Origin of the sequence: Streptomyces sp. ID05-39B (genome assembly GCF_033794725.1) — a bacterium.
Taxonomy (GTDB): Bacteria; Actinomycetota; Actinomycetes; order Streptomycetales; family Streptomycetaceae; genus Streptomyces; species Streptomyces bobili.
Genome location: NZ_JARGEF010000158.1, coordinates 1 through 19,543, shown reverse-complemented (window position 1 = coordinate 19,543; position 19,543 = coordinate 1). Strand labels below are relative to the sequence as shown.

16 protein-coding genes and 1 pseudogene are annotated in these 19,543 nt (G+C 72.2%); 10 read left to right on the top strand and 7 right to left on the bottom strand.

Annotated elements, in window-relative coordinates; translation table 11 throughout:
• The coding region (locus tag P1P75_RS27875) for a histidine kinase dimerization/phospho-acceptor domain-containing protein (RefSeq protein ID WP_319260328.1) at positions 1-1,220 on the bottom strand (1,220 nt) is incomplete at its 3' end.
• Positions 1,217-1,894 (bottom strand): response regulator transcription factor, encoded by a 678-nt coding sequence (locus tag P1P75_RS27870; RefSeq protein WP_319260326.1) that lies wholly within the window; start codon positions 1,892-1,894, stop codon positions 1,217-1,219. The genes P1P75_RS27870 and P1P75_RS27875, both read right to left, overlap by 4 nt.
• 167 nt (positions 1,895-2,061) lie before the next feature.
• On the opposite strand from P1P75_RS27870, the gene P1P75_RS27865 reads away from it, so the two are divergent.
• On the top strand, positions 2,062-2,715 hold the full coding sequence (locus P1P75_RS27865) for a PepSY domain-containing protein (protein WP_319260323.1): 654 nt from the start codon (positions 2,062-2,064) through the stop codon (positions 2,713-2,715).
• A 68-nt stretch (positions 2,716-2,783) separates the two neighbouring features.
• Here the strand turns inward: P1P75_RS27865 and meaB are convergent, their stop codons facing one another.
• Positions 2,784-3,743: a methylmalonyl Co-A mutase-associated GTPase MeaB gene (gene meaB, locus P1P75_RS27860; protein ID WP_319260320.1), complete on the bottom strand. Its 960-nt coding sequence runs from the start codon at positions 3,741-3,743 to the stop codon at positions 2,784-2,786.
• A gap of 44 nt (positions 3,744-3,787) precedes the next feature.
• A complete protein-coding gene (locus P1P75_RS27855; RefSeq protein ID WP_319260318.1) occupies positions 3,788-4,999 on the bottom strand; it encodes an acetyl-CoA C-acetyltransferase in 1,212 nt (403 codons plus the stop codon).
• Positions 5,000-5,150: 151 nt separating this feature from the next.
• On the opposite strand from P1P75_RS27855, the gene mce reads away from it, so the two are divergent.
• From mce to P1P75_RS27820, 7 genes are all read left to right on the top strand, one after another.
• Positions 5,151-5,591, top strand: coding sequence for a methylmalonyl-CoA epimerase (gene mce, locus P1P75_RS27850; RefSeq protein ID WP_073499834.1), 441 nt, complete (start codon positions 5,151-5,153; stop codon positions 5,589-5,591).
• 235 nt (positions 5,592-5,826) lie between these two features.
• Positions 5,827-9,708, top strand: coding sequence for a polarized growth protein Scy (gene scy, locus P1P75_RS27845; protein WP_319260314.1), 3,882 nt, complete (start codon positions 5,827-5,829; stop codon positions 9,706-9,708).
• Between the two features lie 183 nt (positions 9,709-9,891).
• Positions 9,892-10,827, top strand: coding sequence for a cellulose-binding protein (locus tag P1P75_RS27840; protein ID WP_086767722.1), 936 nt, complete (start codon positions 9,892-9,894; stop codon positions 10,825-10,827).
• A 139-nt stretch (positions 10,828-10,966) separates the two neighbouring features.
• On the top strand, positions 10,967-11,920 hold the full coding sequence (locus P1P75_RS27835; protein WP_319260311.1) for an ABC transporter ATP-binding protein: 954 nt from the start codon (positions 10,967-10,969) through the stop codon (positions 11,918-11,920).
• A 1-nt stretch (position 11,921) separates the two neighbouring features.
• Positions 11,922-12,692 carry an ABC transporter permease gene (locus P1P75_RS27830; protein WP_319260309.1) on the top strand — a complete coding sequence of 257 codons (771 nt, stop codon included), beginning with the start codon at positions 11,922-11,924 and terminating at the stop codon, positions 12,690-12,692.
• Between the two features lie 110 nt (positions 12,693-12,802).
• Positions 12,803-14,077: an ATP-binding cassette domain-containing protein gene (locus P1P75_RS27825; protein WP_319260307.1), complete on the top strand. Its 1,275-nt coding sequence runs from the start codon at positions 12,803-12,805 to the stop codon at positions 14,075-14,077.
• Positions 14,074-14,943 carry an ABC transporter permease gene (locus P1P75_RS27820; RefSeq protein WP_319260306.1) on the top strand — a complete coding sequence of 290 codons (870 nt, stop codon included), beginning with the start codon at positions 14,074-14,076 and terminating at the stop codon, positions 14,941-14,943. Before P1P75_RS27825 ends, P1P75_RS27820 begins: the two co-directional genes overlap by 4 nt.
• A gap of 29 nt (positions 14,944-14,972) precedes the next feature.
• On the opposite strand, the gene P1P75_RS27815 is transcribed toward P1P75_RS27820, so the two are convergent.
• Positions 14,973-15,305: an ATP/GTP-binding protein gene (locus P1P75_RS27815; RefSeq protein WP_319260303.1), complete on the bottom strand. Its 333-nt coding sequence runs from the start codon at positions 15,303-15,305 to the stop codon at positions 14,973-14,975.
• A 222-nt stretch (positions 15,306-15,527) separates the two neighbouring features.
• On the opposite strand from P1P75_RS27815, the gene P1P75_RS27810 reads away from it, so the two are divergent.
• Entirely contained in the window at positions 15,528-16,556 is a 1,029-nt protein-coding gene (locus P1P75_RS27810; RefSeq protein WP_319260301.1) for an LLM class flavin-dependent oxidoreductase, read from the top strand.
• A gap of 71 nt (positions 16,557-16,627) precedes the next feature.
• Here P1P75_RS27810 and P1P75_RS27805 read toward each other — a convergent pair whose 3' ends face one another.
• Entirely contained in the window at positions 16,628-17,020 is a 393-nt protein-coding gene (locus P1P75_RS27805) for an SCO5389 family protein (protein ID WP_319260298.1), read from the bottom strand.
• Between the two features lie 308 nt (positions 17,021-17,328).
• On the opposite strand from P1P75_RS27805, the gene nucS reads away from it, so the two are divergent.
• Positions 17,329-18,000 (top strand): endonuclease NucS, encoded by a 672-nt coding sequence (nucS, locus tag P1P75_RS27800; RefSeq protein WP_167396243.1) that lies wholly within the window; start codon positions 17,329-17,331, stop codon positions 17,998-18,000.
• Between the two features lie 61 nt (positions 18,001-18,061).
• Here the strand turns inward: nucS and P1P75_RS27795 are convergent.
• Positions 18,062-19,543: pseudogene (locus P1P75_RS27795) on the bottom strand (ATP-binding protein); the annotation flags it as partial.

The window sequence follows — 19,543 nt, the reverse complement described above, 5'->3', positions numbered from 1 at the left end:
TTTTTTAAAGGCACGGTCACCGTGACCGCCTCGCGGGCATGCCGCTGCGCGTTGTCGAGAAGGTTGGCCAGCACCCGTCGCAACTGCCCGCGCGATCCGGACATTTCCGCCGGCTCCGCGTCCACGCTCACCCCGACCCGGCCGGCCGCCTCCTCGCGTGCCAGCGCGGCCAGGTCGACACGGGCGTCCGCGGGCCGCTCCCCCGCGTCCAGCCGGGCCAGCAGCAACAGGTCGGCGGCCAGGTTCTGGAGCCGCACGGTGTCCTCGACGGCACCCGGCACGTCCAGCAACGCGGGGTGCGCCGCGCCCACCTCGAGCTGCGTGCGCAGCGAGGCGATGGGGCTGCGCAGTTCGTGGGAGGCGTCGGCGACGAAGCGGCGCTGCCGTTCCACGGCCGCCTCCAGCGCGGCCAGCGTCTCGTTCGTGGTGCGGGCGAGCCGGGCGACCTCGTCGTGGGTGTCCGGCTCGGGCACCCGGCGGGCGAGGTCGGCGGAGGCGGTGATCGCGGCCATCTCGCGCCGGATGCCCTCGACCGGGCGCAGCGCGCGCCGGGTCATCAGCCAGGTCACGCCCGCGACGACGGCCAGCACCAGAGGAAAGCCGATCAGCATGACCGTGAGCGCGGTGCGGACCGCGGTGCGCTCGGTGGACAAGGGCGCGCCCGCGTACACGGTGAGCGTGCCGCGGTCCTCCGTCTCGACCTCGACCTCGACGGCGGCGAAGCGGTAGTCGGCGCTCTCGCCGTCCACGGTGGCGGAACCGTCGCTGTAGGAGGGATCCTCGGCGATCTCACCGGGCCGCAGCCCGGCGGCCCCTGCGGAGTCGTCGTCTTCCGCGTCCGCGGCCGCGTCCCCGTCTCCCTCCCCGTCCCCGTCACCGCTCGGTGCGGCGGCCGGAGGGCTCACCGGGCGCACCGCGTCCGTCCCCGTCCCGCTGATCCGCTCCAGGTGCTCGCTGACCGCGACCAGGGTCCCGTCCTCGGTGACGACCTGGACGGGCCGGTCGTCGTCGTCCAGGGACAGTGCGCGGTACGGCTGTCCGGCGGCGAGTTCGGCGGCGACCTCGCGCGCGGTGCGTTCCGCCTGGGTGCTCGCCTGGTCGCTCAGGTTCGTCCACAGGGACAGCAGGACGGCCGTCCCGGCGGCGAGCAGCGCCACGGCGACAACGAGCGTGGTGCCCAGGGTGGCGCGCGCCCGGACGGACGCGAGACGGCGTCTCACCGGCCCGCCTCCGCCCGCTCCAGCCGGTACCCGGCGCCGCGGACCGTGCGGATCAGCCCGGCGCCCAGCTTGCGACGCAGTGCGCTGACGTACACCTCGACGATGTTGGGGTCGCCGTCGTAGGCGAAGTCCCAGACGTGGTCGAGGATCTCGGTCTTCGACACCACCTCTCCGGCCCGCACCACGAGCTGCTCCAGGACGGCGAACTCCTTGGCGGTGAGCGCGGTCTCGTCGCCGCGCAGGAACACCCGGCGGGCAGCGGTGTCCACCCTCAGCTCGCCGAGCACATGCACCGGAGAGGCCCCGGCGCCCTGCCCCCGGCGCCGCAGCAGGGCCTTCACCCGGGCCACGAGGACGACGTAGGAGAACGGCTTGGTGAGGTAGTCGTCGGCGCCCGTGTCCAGGCCCTCCGCCTCGTCGTACTCGCCGTCCTTCGCGGTGAGCATGAGGATCGGGATGTCGTTCCCGGCGGCGCGCAGGGCGGAGCAGACCCGGTAGCCGTTCATGCCGGGCAGCATGATGTCGAGGACGAGCAGGTCGTACGGCGACTCGCTCGCGCGGTGCAGACCCTCCAGCCCGTCGTGGACGACATCCACGGCGAAGCCCTCAGCGGTCAGGCCCTTGGCGAGGGACAGGGCGAGACGGCGTTCGTCCTCGACGATCAGCAGGCGCATGCGCCCAGGGTCGCAAATCCCACCTGAAGCGATCTTCAGGTTGCTTCAGCGTGCGTTCAGGTCGGTTCGGGCAGCGTGGTCCCCGTCGCAACCGAAGCAGACGCCAACCAAGCAGACGCAACCGAAGCAGACGCAACCCAAGCAGCACCACAGCGGGAGGAAACCCCATGAAGCGCAAGCTCGTCATCGCCGCCGTCGTCGCGTCCGTCGCGATCGGCACAGGCACCGCGGCCGCCTTCGCGGACGACGACGCACGCGGTACGACGGCCGACGTCCGGACCGTGCGGCCGGCCGCCGAGGCAGCCGGCTCGGCCACGGTCACCGCGGCCGGGGCACCCGGCTCCGCCCGGGTCACCGCGGCCGAGGCGATCGCGGCGGCGCTGGAGTCGCGGCCGGGCACGGCCGTCTCCGCCGACCTCGACACGGAGGCCGGGGACGACGACCGCGGCTGGGAGGTCGAGATCCTGGGCACCGGCACGACCCTCTACGAGGTCCTCGTCGACCCGGCGACTGGCCGCGTCCTCGGCACCCACACCTCCCGTGACGGAGCCGACGACGCCGACGACGTCCGGGAGGCCCGCGCCTTGCTCAAGGGCAGCGACGTCACCGCCGCCGAGGCCGCCGGGACGGCCGCCTCGAAGGGCTTCGTCACCTCGGTCGACCTGGAGGACGACGGCGCCGGCGCCTGGGGCGTGGAGACCGACGGTTCGTCGGCGAAGGAGCGCGACTGGAACGTCACCCTGACCGACGCCAAGCTCACCGCGGACCGTGACGACGACGGTGCCGACGACGGCCGGGACGAGACCGGCGAGGACGACTGACGCCCGTCAGTCCCTCACTTCACCCGCTCGGCCGGCCCCCTGTCGAGACCGCGCCCGCTGCGCTCGCGTCACCGTCCCCGGGTCAGGCCCGTCACCAGTTCGTCCGCCGCCCGGTACGGGTCGAGTTCACCGGCGACGATCCTCTCCGCGAGGGTGCTGAGGCGGCGGTCGCCGTGCAGGTCGCCGATGCGCTCGCGCAGGGCGGTCACGGCGATCGTCTCGACCTCGTGGGCCGCACGGGCACGACGGCGCTCGGCGAGGACGCCGTGCTCCTCCATCCACGCGCGGTGCTTCTCCAGCGCCTCGACGACCTCGTCGATGCCCTCACCGCGGGCGGCGACCGTCTTCACGATCGGCGGCCGCCAGTCACCCGGGCCGCGGGACTCGCCGAGGCCCAGCATGTGGTTCAGCTCGCGGGCGGTGGCGTCGGCGCCGTCGCGGTCGGCCTTGTTGACGACGTACACGTCGCCGATCTCCAGGATTCCGGCCTTGGCGGCCTGGATGCCGTCGCCCATGCCGGGGGCGAGGAGGACCACGCTGGTGTCGGCCTGGGAGGCGATCTCGACCTCCGACTGGCCTACGCCGACCGTCTCGACGAGGATCACCTCGCAGCCCGCCGCGTCGAGTACCCGGATGGCCTGGGGAGCCGACCAGGCCAGCCCGCCGAGGTGACCGCGGGTGGCCATGGAGCGGATGTACACGCCGGGGTCGGAGGCGTGCTCCGACATCCGGACGCGGTCGCCGAGCAGGGCGCCGCCGGAGAACGGCGAGGACGGGTCGACGGCCAGGACGCCGACCCGCCTGCCCTGCTTGCGGTACGCCGTGACCAGCGCGGAGGTGGACGTCGACTTGCCGACGCCGGGCGAGCCGGTCAGGCCCACCACGTAGGCGTTGCCGGTCAGCGGGGCCAGTGCCGCCATGACCTCCCTGAGCTGCGGCGACGCCCCCTCCACCAGGGAGATCAGCCGGGCCACGGCCCGGGGCCGGCCTTCCCTGGCCTGGGCGACCAGCGAGGAGACGTCCTGCATCACAGCTCCGTTCGGGTTCCTTCAGGTGATGACGTACAGGGAACTCAGGCCTTGGGGACCCGCACGATCAGCGCGTCACCCTGGCCGCCGCCGCCGCACAGGGCTGCCGCGCCGATGCCGCCGCCGCGCCGCTTCAGCTCCAGGGCCAGGTGCAGCACGAGCCGGGCGCCGGACATGCCGATGGGGTGACCGAGGGCGATGGCGCCGCCGTTGACGTTCACCTTTTCCGTCGACACGCCGAGGTCCTTCATCGACTGCACGGCCACGGCGGCGAAGGCCTCGTTGATCTCGACGAGGTCGAGGTCGGAGACCTCCAGGCCGTCCTTCTTCAGGGCGTGCAGGATGGCGTTGGAGGGCTGCGACTGGAGCGAGTTGTCCGGGCCCGCCACATTGCCGTGGGCGCCGATCTCGGCGATCCACTCCAGGCCCAGTTCCTGCGCCTTGGCCTTGCTCATCACGACCACGGCCGCGGCGCCGTCGGAGATCTGCGAGGACGTGCCCGCGGTGATCGTGCCGTCCTTGGTGAAGGCCGGGCGGAGCTTGCCGAGGGACTCCGCGGTGGTGTCGGCGCGGATGCCCTCGTCCTTGCTGAAGACGACCGGCTCGCCCTTGCGCTGCGGGATCTCGACCGGGGTGATCTCGGCCTCGAAGACGCCGTTCTTCTGGGCGGCGGCCGCGCGCTGGTGGGACAGGGCGGCGATCTCGTCCTGCTCGGGGCGGGCGATGCCGAGGCGCGTGTTGTGCTTCTCGGTGGACTCACCCATGGCGATGTTCTCGAAGGCGTCGGTCAGCCCGTCGTGAGCCATCGCGTCGAGCATCTCGATCGCGCCGTACTTGAAGCCCTCGCGGGACTTCGGCAGCAGGTGGGGAGCGTTGGTCATGGACTCCTGGCCGCCCGCCACGACGATGTCGAACTCACCCGCGCGGATCAGCTGGTCGGCCAGCGCGATGGCGTCGAGGCCGGACAGGCACACCTTGTTGACGGTGAGCGCCGGGACGCTCATCGGGATGCCGGCCTTGACCGCGGCCTGCCGGGCCGGGATCTGGCCCGCGCCGGCCTGGAGCACCTGGCCCATGATCACGTACTGCACCTGGTCGCCGCCGATACCCGCACGGTCGAGGGCGGCCTTGATCGCGAAGCCGCCGAGGTCGGCTCCGGAGAAGGACTTCAGCGAGCCCAGCAACCGTCCCATGGGCGTCCGGGCGCCCGCGACGATCACCGAGGTCGTGCTGTTGGTTCCAGTCGATCCAGTCATGAGCTGCGATTCCCCTTACCGGCCTTGCACGGGCCGAGGAGTGAACGAGGGTTTACTTCGAATGTACTGACCGGTACTTCACCCGTCATCGGGCGGTGGGTGTGATCGCGCGCACGTTGCGTAACCACGCCCGCCGCGCTGCACTGACACCATGCTGACGCGAATCGACCACATCGGGATCGCCTGCCACGACCTCGACGCCACCGTCGAGTTCTACCGGGCGACGTACGGCTTCGAGGTCTTCCACTCCGAGGTCAACGAGGAGCAGGGCGTACGCGAGGCCATGCTCAAGATCAACGATACGTCCGACGGGGGCGCCTCGTACCTCCAGCTCCTGGAACCGACGCGGGAGGACTCCGCCGTCGGGAAGTGGCTGGCGAAGAACGGCGAGGGCGTCCATCACATCGCTTTCGGCACGGCGGACGTCGACGGGGACGCGGCGGACATCCGCGACAAGGGGGTACGCGTGCTCTACGAAGAGCCCCGACGCGGCTCCATGGGGTCACGAATCACCTTCCTTCACCCCAAGGATTGCCACGGAGTACTGACAGAACTGGTCACTTCGGCGCCCGTTGAGTCACCTGAGCACTGACCCTCGTACATATGGGCCGGTAGGGTTGGGGTCGGTCGCCGCTCCAGCCAGGGCGACCGGTGTCCTGCCGTCATGTCGGCAGGACCCGTCCGGGGTCCGGGTTCGGGGGACGAGCATCGGGGCGGCAGCCCGCGCTCCGCCGTCGATCTGACACCATTCCCCGGGGGCCCCGTCCGGCGGATGGACGGAGCTCGTACGGAGAAGCTTGCGACCAGGGGACGGATGGGACCGCGCAGTGCGGGGCTACGAGAGCCAGGAGCGGGAGCCGGCGGCTGACGTCGACCACCTCACGCGGTTCGAAGCCGAGATGAAGCGGCTGAAGACCGAGCGGGAAAAGGCGATCCAGCACGCCGAGGACCTCGGCTACCAGGTCGAGGTGCTGCGCGCCAAGTTGCACGAGGCGCGGCGCACCATCATGTCCCGGCCCTCCTTCGACGGCGGGGACCTCGGCTACCAGGCCGAACAATTGCTGCGTAATGCGCAGATGCAGGCCGACCAGTTGCGCGCCGACGCCGAGCGCGAGCTGAGCCAGGCCCGCTCGCAGACCCAGCGCATCCTCCAGGAGCACGCCGAACACTCGGCCCGGCTCCAGGCGGAGCTGCACCAGGAGGCGGTCACCCGTCGCCAGCAGCTCGACCAGGAACTGGCGGAACGCCGGCAGACCGTCGAGTCGCACGTCAACGAGAACGTCGCGTGGGCCGAACAGCTGCGTGCCCGCACCGAGGCCCAGGCCCGCCGTCTGCTGGAGGAGTCGCGCGCCGAGGCCGAGCAGGCCCTGGCAGCCGCGCGCTCCGAGGCCGAGCGGGTCACCACGGAGGCCCGCCAGCGCCTCCAGAGCGACGCCGAGTCGGCCCGCGCCGAGGCCGAGCAGCTGCTGCGCCGCGCCCGTACGGACGCCGAGCGCCTGCTGAACGCGGCCTCCACCCAGGCCCAGGAGGCCACCGACCACGCCGAGGCGCTGCGCAGCTCCACGGCCACCGAGTCCGACACGGCCCGCCGCCAGGCGACCGAGCTGAGCCGGACCGCCGAGCAGCGCATGGCCGAGGCGGAGGAGGCGCTGCGCAAGGCGCAGTCCGAGGCAGAGAAGGTCGTCGCGGAGGCCAAGGCCGCCGCCGAGAAGACCCTCTCCGGCGCCGAGTCGGCCAACGAGCAGCGCACCCGTACGGCGAAGGAGCAGGTCGCCCGGCTGGTCAGCGAGGCCACCAAGGAGGCCGAGGCCACCAAGGCGGACGCCGAGCAGCTCGTCGCCGACGCCCGCGCCGAGGCCGAGAAGGTCCTCGCCGAGGCCGCCGACAAGGCCCGCACGCTCACCGCCGAGGAGAGCGCCACCCAGCTGTCGAAGGCGGCCAAGACCGCCGAGGACGTCCTCAACAAGGCGCAGGAGGACGCGCAGCGCACCACGAAGGCCGCCGCCGAGGAGGCCGAGCGGATCCGCCGCGAGGCGGAGACCGAGGCCGACCGGCTGCGCGCCGAGGCGCACGACATCGCCGAGCAGCTCAAGGGCGCGGCGAAGGACGACACCGCGGAGTACCGCGCCAAGACGGTCGAACTCCAGGAGGAGGCGCGCCGGCTGCGCGGCGAGGCCGAGCAGTTGCGCGCCGACGCGGTCGCCGAGGGCGAGAAGATCCGCGCGGAGGCCCGCAAGGAGGCCGTCCAGCAGATCGAGGAGGCGGCCAAGACCGCCGAGGAACTACTGGCGAAGGCCCGTCAGGACGCCGACGAGCTGCGTCAGAAGGCCACCGCGGACAGCGAGAAGGTCCGCACGGAGGCCATCGAGCGGGCCACCTCGCTGCGCCGGCAGGCCGAGGAGACGCTGGAGCGCACCCGCAAGGAGGCCGAGCGCCACCGCGCCGAGGCCGTCGAGTCCGCCGAGATCATCACGGCGGACGCCGAGCGGGCCGCGCTCGCCCTGCGCGAGGAGGCCGAGCGCGCCGTCGAGGCCCGTCGGGCGGAGGCCGCCGAGGAACTGACCCGGCTGCACACCGAGGCGGAGACCCGGCTGGCCGCCGCCGAGGAGGCGCTCAGCGACGCCCGCGAGGAGGCCGAGCGGATCCGCCGTGAGGCCGCCGAGGAGACCGAGCGGCTGCGCGCCGAGGCGGCCGAGCGGATCCGTACGCTCCAGCAGCAGGCGGAGACGGAGGCCGAGCGGCTGCGCGACGAGGCCGCCGCCGACGCGTCCGCCTCCCGGGCCGAGGGCGAGTCCGTCGCCGTACGGCTGCGGTCGGAGGCCGCCGCCGAGGCGGAGCGGCTGCGGACCGAGGCGCAGGACACCGCGGACCGGGTGCGCGCGGAGGCGCAGGCCGCCGCCGAGCGGCTGGCCGCCGAGGCGTCCGAGACGCTGGCCGCCGCCCAGGAGGAGGCCACCCGGCGCCGCCACGAGGCCGAGGACTACCTCGGCGCGGCCCGCCAGGAGGCCGACCAGGAGCGTGAGCGGGCCCGCGAGCAGAGCGAGGAGCTGCTGGCCTCGGCGCGCAGGCGGGTGGAGGACGCCCAGACCGAGGCCGTCCGGCTGGTGGAGGAGGCCGACCGCCGTGCCACCGAGATGGTGTCGGCGGCCGAGCAGCACGCGCAGCAGGTACGGGACTCCGTGGCCGGGCTGCACGAGCAGGCGCAGGAGGAGATCACCGGGCTGCGTTCCGCCGCCGAGCACGCGGCGGACCGTACGCGCCGGGAGGCGGAGGCGGAGGCGGACCGGGTCCGCGGCGACGCCTACTCGGAGCGGGAGCGGGCATCGCAGGACGCGAGCCGGCTGCGGCGCGAGGCGAGCGAGGAGACGGAGGCCGCCCGCGCGCTGGCCGAGCGGACCGTCGGTGACGCGATCGCGGAGGCGGAGCGGCTGCGTTCGGAGTCGTCCGCGCACGCCCAGCGGGTGCGCACGGAGGCCTCGGACACGATCGCGCAGGCGGAGCAGGACGCGTCGCGCACCCGGGCGGAGGCCCGGGACGACGCCAACCGCATCCGGTCGGACGCGGCGACGCAGGCCGACACCCTCATCACGGAGGCCCGTTCGGAGGCGGAGCGGCTCCAGACGGAGACCATCGCCGAGGCCGAGCGGCTCCAGTCGGAGACGATCGCGGAGGCCGAGCGGCTGCGCGCCGATTCGGTGGCGAAGGCCGAGAAGCTCATCGGGGACGCCTCCGGCGACGCGGAGCGGCTGCGCGCGGAGGCCGCCGAGACGGTGGGTACGGCGCGGCAGCACGCCGAGCGGGTGCGCGCCGAGGCCGAGCGGGTCAAGAGGGAGGCGGCGGCGGACGCCGACCGCATGCTGAGCGTGGCCCGCGACGAGGCCGACTCGACGCTGGACGAGGCCCGCAAGGAGGCCAACAAGCGGCGTTCCGAGGCCGCCGAGCAGGTCGACACGCTCATCACGGAGACCGCCGCCGAGGCGGACAAGCTGCTCACCGAGGCGCAGCAGCAGGCGCTGAAGACCACCGCGGAGGCGGAGGCGCAGGCCGACACGATGGTCGGCGCGGCCCGTTCCGAGGCGGACCGGCTCGTCTCCGAGGCGACGGTCGAGGGCAACTCGCGGGTGGAGAAGGCCCGTACGGACGCGGACGAGCTGCTCGTCGGCGCCCGCCGGGACGCGACCGCCATAAGGGAGCGGGCGGAGGAGCTGCGCGACCGCATCACCTCCGAGATCGAGGAGTTGCACGACCGGGCCCGCCGCGAGGCCGCCGAGACGATGAGGTCGACGGGCGACCGCTGCGACGCGCTCATCAAGGCGTCCGAGGAGCAGCTGGGCAAGGCTCAGGCGAAGGCCAAGGAGCTGGTGTCGGAGGCCAACTCGGAGGCCGGCAAGGTCCGGATCGCCGCCGTGAAGAAGGCCGAGGGGCTTCTGAAGGAGGCCGAGCAGAAGAAGGCCACGCTGATCCGCGAGGCCGAGGAGCTGAAGGCCGAGGCGATCCGCGAGGCGCGGCGCACGGTCGAGGAGGGCAAGCGGGAGCTGGAGGTGCTGGTGCGCCGCCGCGAGGACATCAACGCCGAGATCTCGCGTGTCCAGGACGTGCTGGAGGCACTGGAGTCCTTCGAGGCGCCGCCGGGCAACAAGGACAGCGGTGTCAAGGCGGGTGCGACGGTGGGTGCTCCACGATCGGGTGGCAAGTCCTCGGACCATTAGCGGGACGGGGTCGTTCCGTTGAAGTCTGGGGCCTTTGCCCAAGTCTTTGGCAAGCCGTCTGACGCTTAGCCACCCAAAAGGGGTCTCATTCTCCGTATCAAACGTGCATCCGCTCGATGACACACCGCTTCGGCCCCTAGGATTCCACCTATCACCTCACCGGTCTCATTCGACAGGAACCCCATGAGCGACACTTCCCCCTACGGCTTCGAGCTTGTGCGGCGTGGGTACGACCGCGCTCAGGTGGACGAACGCATCTCGAAGCTCGTCTCCGACCGTGACAGCGCTCTGGCCCGTATCACTGCTCTGGAAAAGCGCATCGAGGAGCTTCACCTCGAGACACAGAACGCCCAGGCCCAGGTAAGCGACGCCGAGCCGTCGTACGCCGGTCTCGGCGCGCGTGTCGAGAAGATCCTCCGCCTCGCCGAGGAGGAGGCCAAGGACCTGCGCGAGGAGGCCCGTCGCGCGGCCGAGCAGCACCGCGAGCTGGCCGAGTCCGCGGCCCAGCAGGTCCGCAACGACGCCGAGTCGTTCGCCGCGGAGCGCAAGGCCAAGGCCGAGGACGAGGGCGTCCGGGTCATCGAGAAGGCCAAGAGCGACGCTTCTCAGCTGCGTTCCGAGGCTCAGAAGGACGCGGCGCAGAAGCGCGAGGAGGCGGACGCCCTCTTCGAGGAGACCCGCGCCAAGGCCGCTCAGGCCGCCGCCGACTTCGAGACGAACCTCGCCAAGCGCCGCGAGCAGTCGGAGCGCGACCTGGCGTCGCGTCAGCAGAAGGCGGAGAAGCGTCTCGCGGAGATCGAGCACCGCGCGGAGCAGCTGCGTCTGGAGGCGGAGAAGCTGCGCACGGACGCCGAGCGCCGGGCCCGTCAGACCGTCGAGACGGCTCAGCGCCAGGCCGAGGACATCGTGGCCGACGCCAATGCCAAGGCGGACCGCATCCGTTCGGAATCGGAGCGCGAGCTGGCGGCTCTCACCAACCGCCGCGACTCGATCAACGCCCAGCTGACGAACGTGCGCGAGATGCTCGCCACCCTCACGGGCGCCGCGGTCGCCGCGGCCGGCTCCCCGGCCGAGGACGAGCCGATCTCCCGCGGTGTGCCGGCGCAGCAGACCCGGTAGTCATCCGATCGAGGTGAGGGGCGGTGGGACTTCGGTCCTGCCGCCCCTTTCGGGTGGGCCGCTCCCTGTCATACGGGTTTCGGCCGCCGTTCGCCCGCCGGGGTTGGCACCGGCCGCGCACCGGCCCTAGCGTGGCCGCATGATCGAGCTCGAGGGCCTGACGAAGCGGTACGGCGAGAAGGTGGCGGTCAACAATCTGACCTTCACGGTCAGACCCGGCATCGTCACGGGCTTTCTCGGTCCGAACGGCGCAGGGAAGTCCACCACCATGCGGATGATGCTGGGCCTGGACCGGCCGACCGCCGGGGACGTCCGGATCGACGGTCAGCACTACGACCGGCTCAAGGACCCGCTCACCTACATCGGCGCCCTGCTGGACGCCAAGGCCATGCACGGCGGGCGCAGCGCCTTCAACCACCTGCTGTGTCTGGCGCAGAGCAACGGCATCCCGGCCGCCCGGGTGCACGAGGTGCTGGAGATGGTCGGACTGACGTCGGTGGCGCGGAAGAAGGCCAAGGGGTTCTCGCTCGGCATGGGGCAGCGGCTGGGCATCGCGGGCGCCCTTCTCGGTGATCCGCGGATCCTGATGTTCGACGAGCCGGTCAACGGTCTCGACCCCGAGGGCATCCACTGGATCCGCAACCTGATGAAGTCGCTGGCCGCGCAGGGCCGGACGGTGTTCGTGTCCTCGCACCTCATGAGCGAGATGGCGCTGACCGCCGACCACCTCGTCGTCATCGGCCAGGGCCGGCTGCTCGCGGACACCTCGATGGCCGATTTCATCGCGCAGAACTCACGGGCGTTCGTCCGTATCCGCACCCCGCAGCGGGAGCGGCTGCTCGATGTGCTGCACGAGGCCGGGATCACCGCCGTGGAGGCCGGCGAGGTGCTGGAGGTGGACGGCAGCAAGTCGGAGCGGATCGGCGAGCTGGCCGCGCAGCACCAGATCGTGCTGCACGAGCTGAGCCCCCAGCGGGCCTCCCTGGAGGAGGCGTTCATGCAGCTGACCGCCGAGTCGGTCGAGTACCACGCGCACAGCGACGCCCCCCTGGAGCAGCCGGAGCCGTGGGGCGACGGATGGAGGAAGGACTGAGATGGCGGCGACCCAGGTCATCCGTTCGGAGTGGACGAAGATCCGTTCCGTGGCGTCCACCGTCTGGACGCTGTCCCTCGCCGTGGTGGTCACCATCGCCCTCGGCATGCTGATCTCGGCGCTGTCGAAGAGCGAGTTCGACGACATGAGCCGGGGCGACCAGCTCTCCTTCGACCCGACGTTCGTCAGCTTCGCCGGGATGGGTCTGGGCCAGCTCGCGATGATCGTGTTCGGGGTGCTGGTGGTGGGCAACGAGTACAGCACCGGCATGATCCGCACCTCGCTGGCGGCGGTCCCGCAGCGCGGCACCTTCCTGTTCAGCAAGATCGCGGTGGCGGCCGGGCTCGCGCTGGTCGTGGGCATGGCGACCAGCTTCGTCGCGTTCTTCCTCGGGCAGGCCATGCTCGGCGAGCACAAGGCGTCGATCGGCGACAGCGGGGTGCTGCGGGCGGTGATCGGCGGCGGTCTCTACATGACGCTGATCGCGGTGTTCTCGATGGGCGTGGCCGTGATGCTGCGCTCGCCGATGCTGTCGCTGGGCATCCTGATGCCGTTCTTCTTCCTGATCTCGACCATCCTGGGCAACGTCGGGGCGACGAAGAAGTTCGCCCAGTACCTGCCCGACCAGGCCGGCAGCAGGATCATGCAGGTGGTCACGCCGCTCGACGACGACACCCCGTACGGCCCCTGGGGCGGGCTCGCGATCATGGCGGCGTGGGTGGTGGCGGTCCTCGCGGGCGGCTACCTGCTGCTGAAAAAACGCGATGCGTGAACCTCTGGGTTTTACTTTGATTTGAGCGGAACCGTCAGCGCCCCGATATCCTCCTAACCCTTACGGGGGCGTGTGCCCTGCTGTCCTGAACCTTTTGATGGGTGCGGAGCATGATCGAGGCAGTCGGCCTGACCAAGCGCTATGGCGACAAGACCGCTGTGTACAACCTTTCCTTCCAGGTACGGCCCGGCGCCGTCACCGGCTTCCTCGGGCCCAACGGCTCGGGCAAGTCGACGACGATGCGCATGATCCTCGGCCTGGACAACCCGAGCGCGGGCTCGGTGACGATCGGCGGCTATCCGTACCGGAAGCTGCCGAACGCCGCCCGCCAGGTGGGTGCCCTGCTGGACGCCAAGGCCGTGCACGGCGGCCGGCACGCCCGCAACCATCTGCTGAGCCTCGCCCAGCTCTCGGGCATCCCGGCCCGGCGGGTGGACGAGGTGCTCGGCGTCGTCGGTCTCCAGGACGTGGCCAAGAGGCGGTCCAAGGGCTTCTCCCTCGGCATGGGCCAGCGGCTCGGCATCGCCGCCGCGCTGCTCGGCGACCCGCAGGTGCTGCTGTTCGACGAGCCGGTCAACGGCCTCGACCCCGAGGGCATCCTCTGGGTGCGCAACCTGATGAAGTCCCTCGCGGCGGAGGGGCGGACCGTGTTCGTCTCCTCACACCTCATGAGCGAGATGGCGGTGACCGCGGACCACCTGATCGTCATCGGGCGCGGACAGCTCCTCGCCGACATGAGCGTCACCGACTTCATCTCGGCGAACTCCGCCGACTTCGCGCGCGTGCGCACCCCGCACACCGAGCCGCAGCTGCGCGAGAAGCTCGCCGGAGCGCTCACCGAGGCGGGCGGTCACGTCCTGCCCGAGCAGGACGGCGCCCTGCGCGTCACCGGCCTGCCGCTCCCCCGCATCAGCGACATCGCCCACGAGGCGGACGTCCGGCTGTGGGAGCTGTCGCCGCACCAGGCCTCGCTGGAGGAGGCGTACATGCGGATGACGCAGGGGGCCGTCGACTACCGGTCGACCACCGACCAGAAGGCCGGGCTGCAGCAGCCGCTGCCGCCGGGCGCGCAGCCGGCGATGCCGGTGCCCGGCCAGGGCCAGCCCGGCTGGTACGCCCCGCCCGGCCCGCAGCAGGGCTACGCGCCCCCGCAGGCGATGCCGGGCACCGCTCCAGCCGCCGCTCCGGGCGGACCGTACGGCGCCGCGCCGGGCACGCCCAACCCGTACGCCCAGCCGGGCGCACCGGCGGCACCCGCCGCGCCCGTCGCGCCCGCAGCCCCCGCACAGCCCCCCGCGGCTCCGGCCGCCGCTCCGCAGGCGTCGGAGCGGCCCGCCGTCGCGCCGCAGGCTTCCGCCCCGACCACGACCGAGGACGCCCGATGAGCACGCCCCAGAACCCGGCCCCGCAGGCCGCGCCCGCCTGGCAGGCGGCGCCCGGCTCCTCGTACCCCGGCTACACCTCACCGATCCCCGTCGTGCGGACGCATCTGGGGAATGCCGTCGCCTCGGAGTGGACGAAGATCCGTTCGGTGCGCTCCACGATGTGGACGCTGGGCGTGTTCGTCCTGCTCGTCATCGGCATCGGGCTGCTGACCGCGGCGGTCGTCGCCGCGAACCCCTCGGAGGGCGGCGCGGACGGCGAGAACCCCCTGGCGTTCGGCTTCTTCGGGCTGCTCCTGGGCAGCATCTGCGTCATCACGCTCGGCGTGATGACGACCGCCTCGGAGTACGGCACCGGCATGATCCGGACCACGATGGTGGCCTGCCCGTCCCGGGGCCGCGTACTGGCCGCGAAGGCCGTCGTGTTCTTCCTGGTCGCCTTCGTGGTGACGCTGGTGTCGTGCCTGTTCGTCGCGCTGGTGGACGTGGCGCTGCTGACGGACGCCAGGGACCCCTCCACCGGCGAATGGCTGAAGGGCACCGTCGGTGTGTCCCTCTACATCGCGCTGCTCGGCCTGCTGTCGCTGGCGATGGGCTCGATCATCCGCCACTCGGCGGGCGCCATCACCATCATGATCGGTCTCGTCCTGGCACCGCTGGTGATCGCGCTGTTCATGTTCTCGTCCTCGCTGGAGGACCTGCGCGAGGCCCTGTTCGAGTACTCGATCCCCAACCAGATGAGCGTCTTCTACTCCACCTCGCTGACGGAGACCGGTCCGGCCGGCTGGGACCCGCTGTGGATCGCCCTCGGCGTCACGGCCGTCGCCCTCGGCGGCGCCTTCGCCCTGCTGGAGAAGCGGGACGTCTGAGCCGGGACCGGGCCTGCCTTCCGGAACTCCTAGAACTTCGGCGCGTTACGGGACCGCCGCACCCCCGGGGTGCGGCGGTCCCGCGCGTTCCAGCACGCCTTGTGCCAGTGCCGGCGGTCGTCGACCCCCGCGTGCTCGGGCCAGGCGACGACGTGCGGCATCCCGCCGGGGATCAACTGGTCGCAGCCGGGACAGCGGTACGTCTTGCCCTCGGCGCTCGCGCCCGCCACGTGCCGCACGCTCCACTCCTCGCCCTCCCAGCTGACGCCGGACTGCCAGCCGCCGTAGCGTCTCGTGCGGTCGTCCTCGGCGCTCCGGCCGGACGAGTCGTCACCCTTGGGTCGGTTGCGACGCGGGGACAAGGGACACCTCACGGGGCTATACAGGGTGCAGGGTTGCCGACCAGCCTACGCGGAGCCGGCAGGGGTACCCGTGGCGGTCAGGTCCCCGTAGGGCGCCGCACGGACGGCCCATTCTCCAGACAATCCGCAAATCTCCGCGCCGAGCCGTGTCCTCGGCACGTGTCGGACGTTTATGCCGGGTGGGGGAGCTCCGTGTCGGAGCCAAGGAAGCAGGAAAGTCCCATGCGTGTTGGAAGCTTCGTGTTGGCGGCCCAGTTCCCGGGGCAGGGCCAGGGGGAGGCGCTGCACCGCGCCGTCCGCTCCGCCGAGGTCGCCGAGGAGTCGGGTCTGGACTCGGTCTGGCTGGCCGAGCACCACTTCGTGCCGTACGGCACCTGCCCGTCCGCGATCACCCTGGCGGCCCTGCTACTGGGCCGCACCCGGCGCATCCGGGTGGGTACGGCGGTGAGCGTGCTGCCCACCGTGCACCCCGTCGCCCTGGGCGAGCAGGCGGCGCTGCTGCATCTGACGAGCGGCGGACGCTTCTCGCTGGGCGTGGGGCGCGGCGGCCCGTGGGTCGACCTGGAGGTGTTCGGCTCGGGCGTGGAGGCGTACGAGTCGGGGTTCCCGGAATCACTCGATCTGCTGGTGCGCTGGCTGCGCGAACCGTCCGTGGAGGCGGACGGCGAGCGTTTCCGGTTCCGCCGGGTTCCCGTCGTACCGCGGCCCTCGGAGGCGCTCACGGACGCGGCGGGCCCGGAGGTCGTCGTCGCGTGCACCTCCCCGGCGAGTGTGCGGCTGGCCGCCGAGCGGGGCCTGCCGATGCTGCTCGGCATGCACATCGGGGACGAGGAGAAGGCCGAGATGGTCGCCCGGTGGCGACAGCAGGCGCGCGCGGCCGGGCGGTCCCCGGAGGAGATCCGGGGCGCCGGCCATGTCTCGGCGGGCGTCTGCCAGATCGCGGACCGCCGCACCGACGCCGTGGAGACGCTGGTGAAGGCGATGCCGGGCTGGCTGAAACAGGGTCTCGACGCCCATGTGACGGTGGACGGCCGGACCCGAGGCATGCGGGACCCGGTGGCATACACCGAACTCCTCTGCGGGCTGCACCCGGTGGGCACTCCGCGGTTGTGCGCCGACCGCCTCGCGGCGACCAGCGAGCGGACCGGCATCTCGCGTTTCGCCCTGCTCGTCGAGGGCTCCGGCGACCTGGCGGCCACGGAGGAGAACGTACGGCGACTGGGCTCGGAGGTCCTCCCCCACCTCCGGTGAGCGGCCCCGCTGCCGGGCGACTTGCCGCTCCCGTAGCCGACGGCACGCGTCAGGAGCGGCAAGCGAGAGCCTCAGCAGTCCCGGAACTCCGGGGACTGGTTGAGCACCTGGCTGCGGACCGACGTGAAGCGGGACAGCGACTCGTCGACCGATGTGTCCAACGGGAACACCGCCACCCGGTGGCAGTTCTGGAAGGCCAGCCGGACACCGAAGTGCCGCTGCAGGGCGCCGCGTATCGCGTCACTCGCCAGCGCCCGCAGCAACTGCCCGCGTGCCTGCTCGTCCGGCGGGGGCGTCTGGTTGTCGGCGAACCTGCCGCCGTCCACCTTCAGCTGAGCCACCAGGGAACTGATCATCTCCCATGCGTAAGGCAGGGAGGTCCGGACGCAGTCGACGAATTCTGCTTCGTCGACCTCGCCTCGCTCGGCCTGTTCGAGTAGGGCCGGTGAGACGTCGAGCGACATGGGTACTCCTCTCGCACCCCCGAGGCGCAGGGGTTGCCGGACAGGACGGGGGAGTTCGCCATGCACAGACACCGAGCACGCTGAGTACACGCACCGCGACCTCCCGTTCTCTACGGTAGGCAACGGACCGTGACCGCACCAGGAGAATGGGCACATAGGGAGCCGTGATGGGGCGCAGTATCGGCCACTTTCGAACGCGTGTTTTCCAGGTGAAATGGTGCGACTTCTCGGACCCTTGGGAAGGGTGGTGAGGGGGGACAGGTGGGCGAATCGCGTGGCACCCGGGGCGTCGAGTAGCGTTGCCGACCATGCGTCTCGTCATCGCCCGGTGTTCCGTGGACTACGCGGGCCGGCTCACCGCCCACCTCCCCTCCGCCCCCCGTCTGATCCTGGTGAAGGCGGACGGCAGCGTCTCGATCCACGCGGACGACCGGGCCTACAAGCCCCTCAACTGGATGTCGCCGCCCTGCACGCTGAAGGAGGGCACGGACGCCGAGGCCGGCGTCTGGACCGTCGTCAACAAGGCGGGCGAGAAGCTGATCATCACGATGGAGGAGATCCTCCACGACTCGTCGCACGAACTCGGCGTCGACCCCGGCCTGATCAAGGACGGCGTGGAAGCACACCTGCAGGAACTCCTCGCGGACCGCATCGAGATCCTGGGCGACGGCTACACGCTGATCCGCCGCGAGTACATGACGGCCATCGGACCGGTCGACATCCTCTGCCGCGACGCCGAGGGCCAGACCGTCGCGGTCGAGATCAAGCGGCGCGGCGAGATCGACGGTGTCGAGCAACTCACGCGCTACCTGGAGCTGTTGAACCGCGATCCCCATCTGGCGCCGGTGCGGGGGGTCTTCGCCGCCCAGGAGATCAAGCCGCAGGCCCGCGTCCTGGCCACCGACCGTGGCATCGGCTGCCAGGTCCTCGACTACAACGCCATGCGCGGCATCGAGGACGACAAGCTGCGGCTGTTCTGAGGCGGAAGGACGAGTACGGGGCGGGTCCTTCGGGGGACCCGCCCCTTTCGTTCGTCCAGGGTCACATCAGCGAGTCCGCGTCCGAAGATCCGGAACCGCTCGGGGAGGCCGCGCTCTCAGGAGCGGAGGAGATGGAGTCGCTCGCCGAGCTGGAGGTGTCCTGGCTCGGGGGGTCGGCCGGGTCCGAGGCGCTCGCGCTCCCGGACGGCGAGGCGCTGTCGCTCGGCGACGCGGAGCCGGAATCCGACGGTGTCGTGGAGGGGCCGGAGGTGTGGCTGGTGGACGGGGAGCCGGTCGGCGTGGGCGAGGTGGAGCCATTTCCGGTCCCGTGCGAGCTGCTCGCATCCGGCGACGGCTCCGCCGACTCCGTCGGTGTCGGCGACGGGGCGCCCGACGTCACCTCCGGCCCCGGATCGCTGGGGCTGCTGGTCGCATCCCCCGTGTCCCCCGCCCCGGTGTCGTCGCCGGGGGTCTCGCCGCCGGCGTCGTCGCCCGCACCCGTGTCGAGCGTGGGGTTGACGCCCACGGTGTCGGAGGGGGCGTTCGGGTCGGCGCCGGAGGTGGCACCGAGGGTCACGACGGTGCCGAGGACGGCGACGAGCAGGGCGCCCGCGCCGGCCGCGACGAGGTTGCGCCGGGCCAGGCCGCGCAGGCCGCCCCGGCCGCGGTGGGCCGGGGGTGTGGCGGCGGGCCGGCCGGTGACGAGCGTGGGCCCGGTGGGCGGCGCCGACGGGAGCGCCGCCATGATGCCGCGGGGCGGGGACAGCGGCTCCTCGTGGCGGGCCTCGGGCGTCTCCTCGGCGGCCGTCGTGGTGAAGGCCAGACCGGGTACGTCGCCCGAGCGGTCGGCGACGAGGGCGAGGGCGCGCCGGCCGGCCGTGGTGCCCCGCTTGTCGGCGAGGGAGCCGCGCAGGCCGATGGAGGCCTCCAGCTCGGAGCGGGCCCGGTCGAGCTGTCCGGTGCAGAGGGCGAGGACGCCCAGTTCGTGGTGGAAGTAGGCCCGGTCGGCGGACTCTCCGGCGAGGCGGGCCGCTTCGGCGCCCTCGTGCAGGGCCTGTTCCCAGGCGCTCCAGCGGAGTCCGGCGGCGAAGGCGGGCGCCGCGGTGCGGGCCAGCTCGACCGAGGTGGCCTGCTCACCTTCGGCGGTGGGCCGCTCGGTCTCCGGGACGGTCACGGCGAGGGCGGCGAGGACGGCGTCGGCCTCCGCGCACACCCGCTCGGGGGTGACGGAGGGGTGTCCGGCCCACCAGGCGTAGTGCTGGGCGGCCGTACGGGCGCGGGTGGCGGCGTCGTCGGCGTATCCGGCGGTCTCCAACTGGGCCTGGACGCCGGCGGCGAGGCGGTAGCGGCCGCCGACCGGGGAGACGAGACCGCAGGCGGCCAGTTCGCCGAGGGCGGCGTCGGCGTGGGTGTCGCCGACCAGGGCGGGCAGATGGGCCTGGTGCGGGACCTCGCCGTCGAGGGCGACGGCGAAGCGCAGGGCGGCACGGGCGGAGGCACTGAGGCGGGCGGCGAGCAGCGGGGCGGGGGCGGCGGCCTCGCC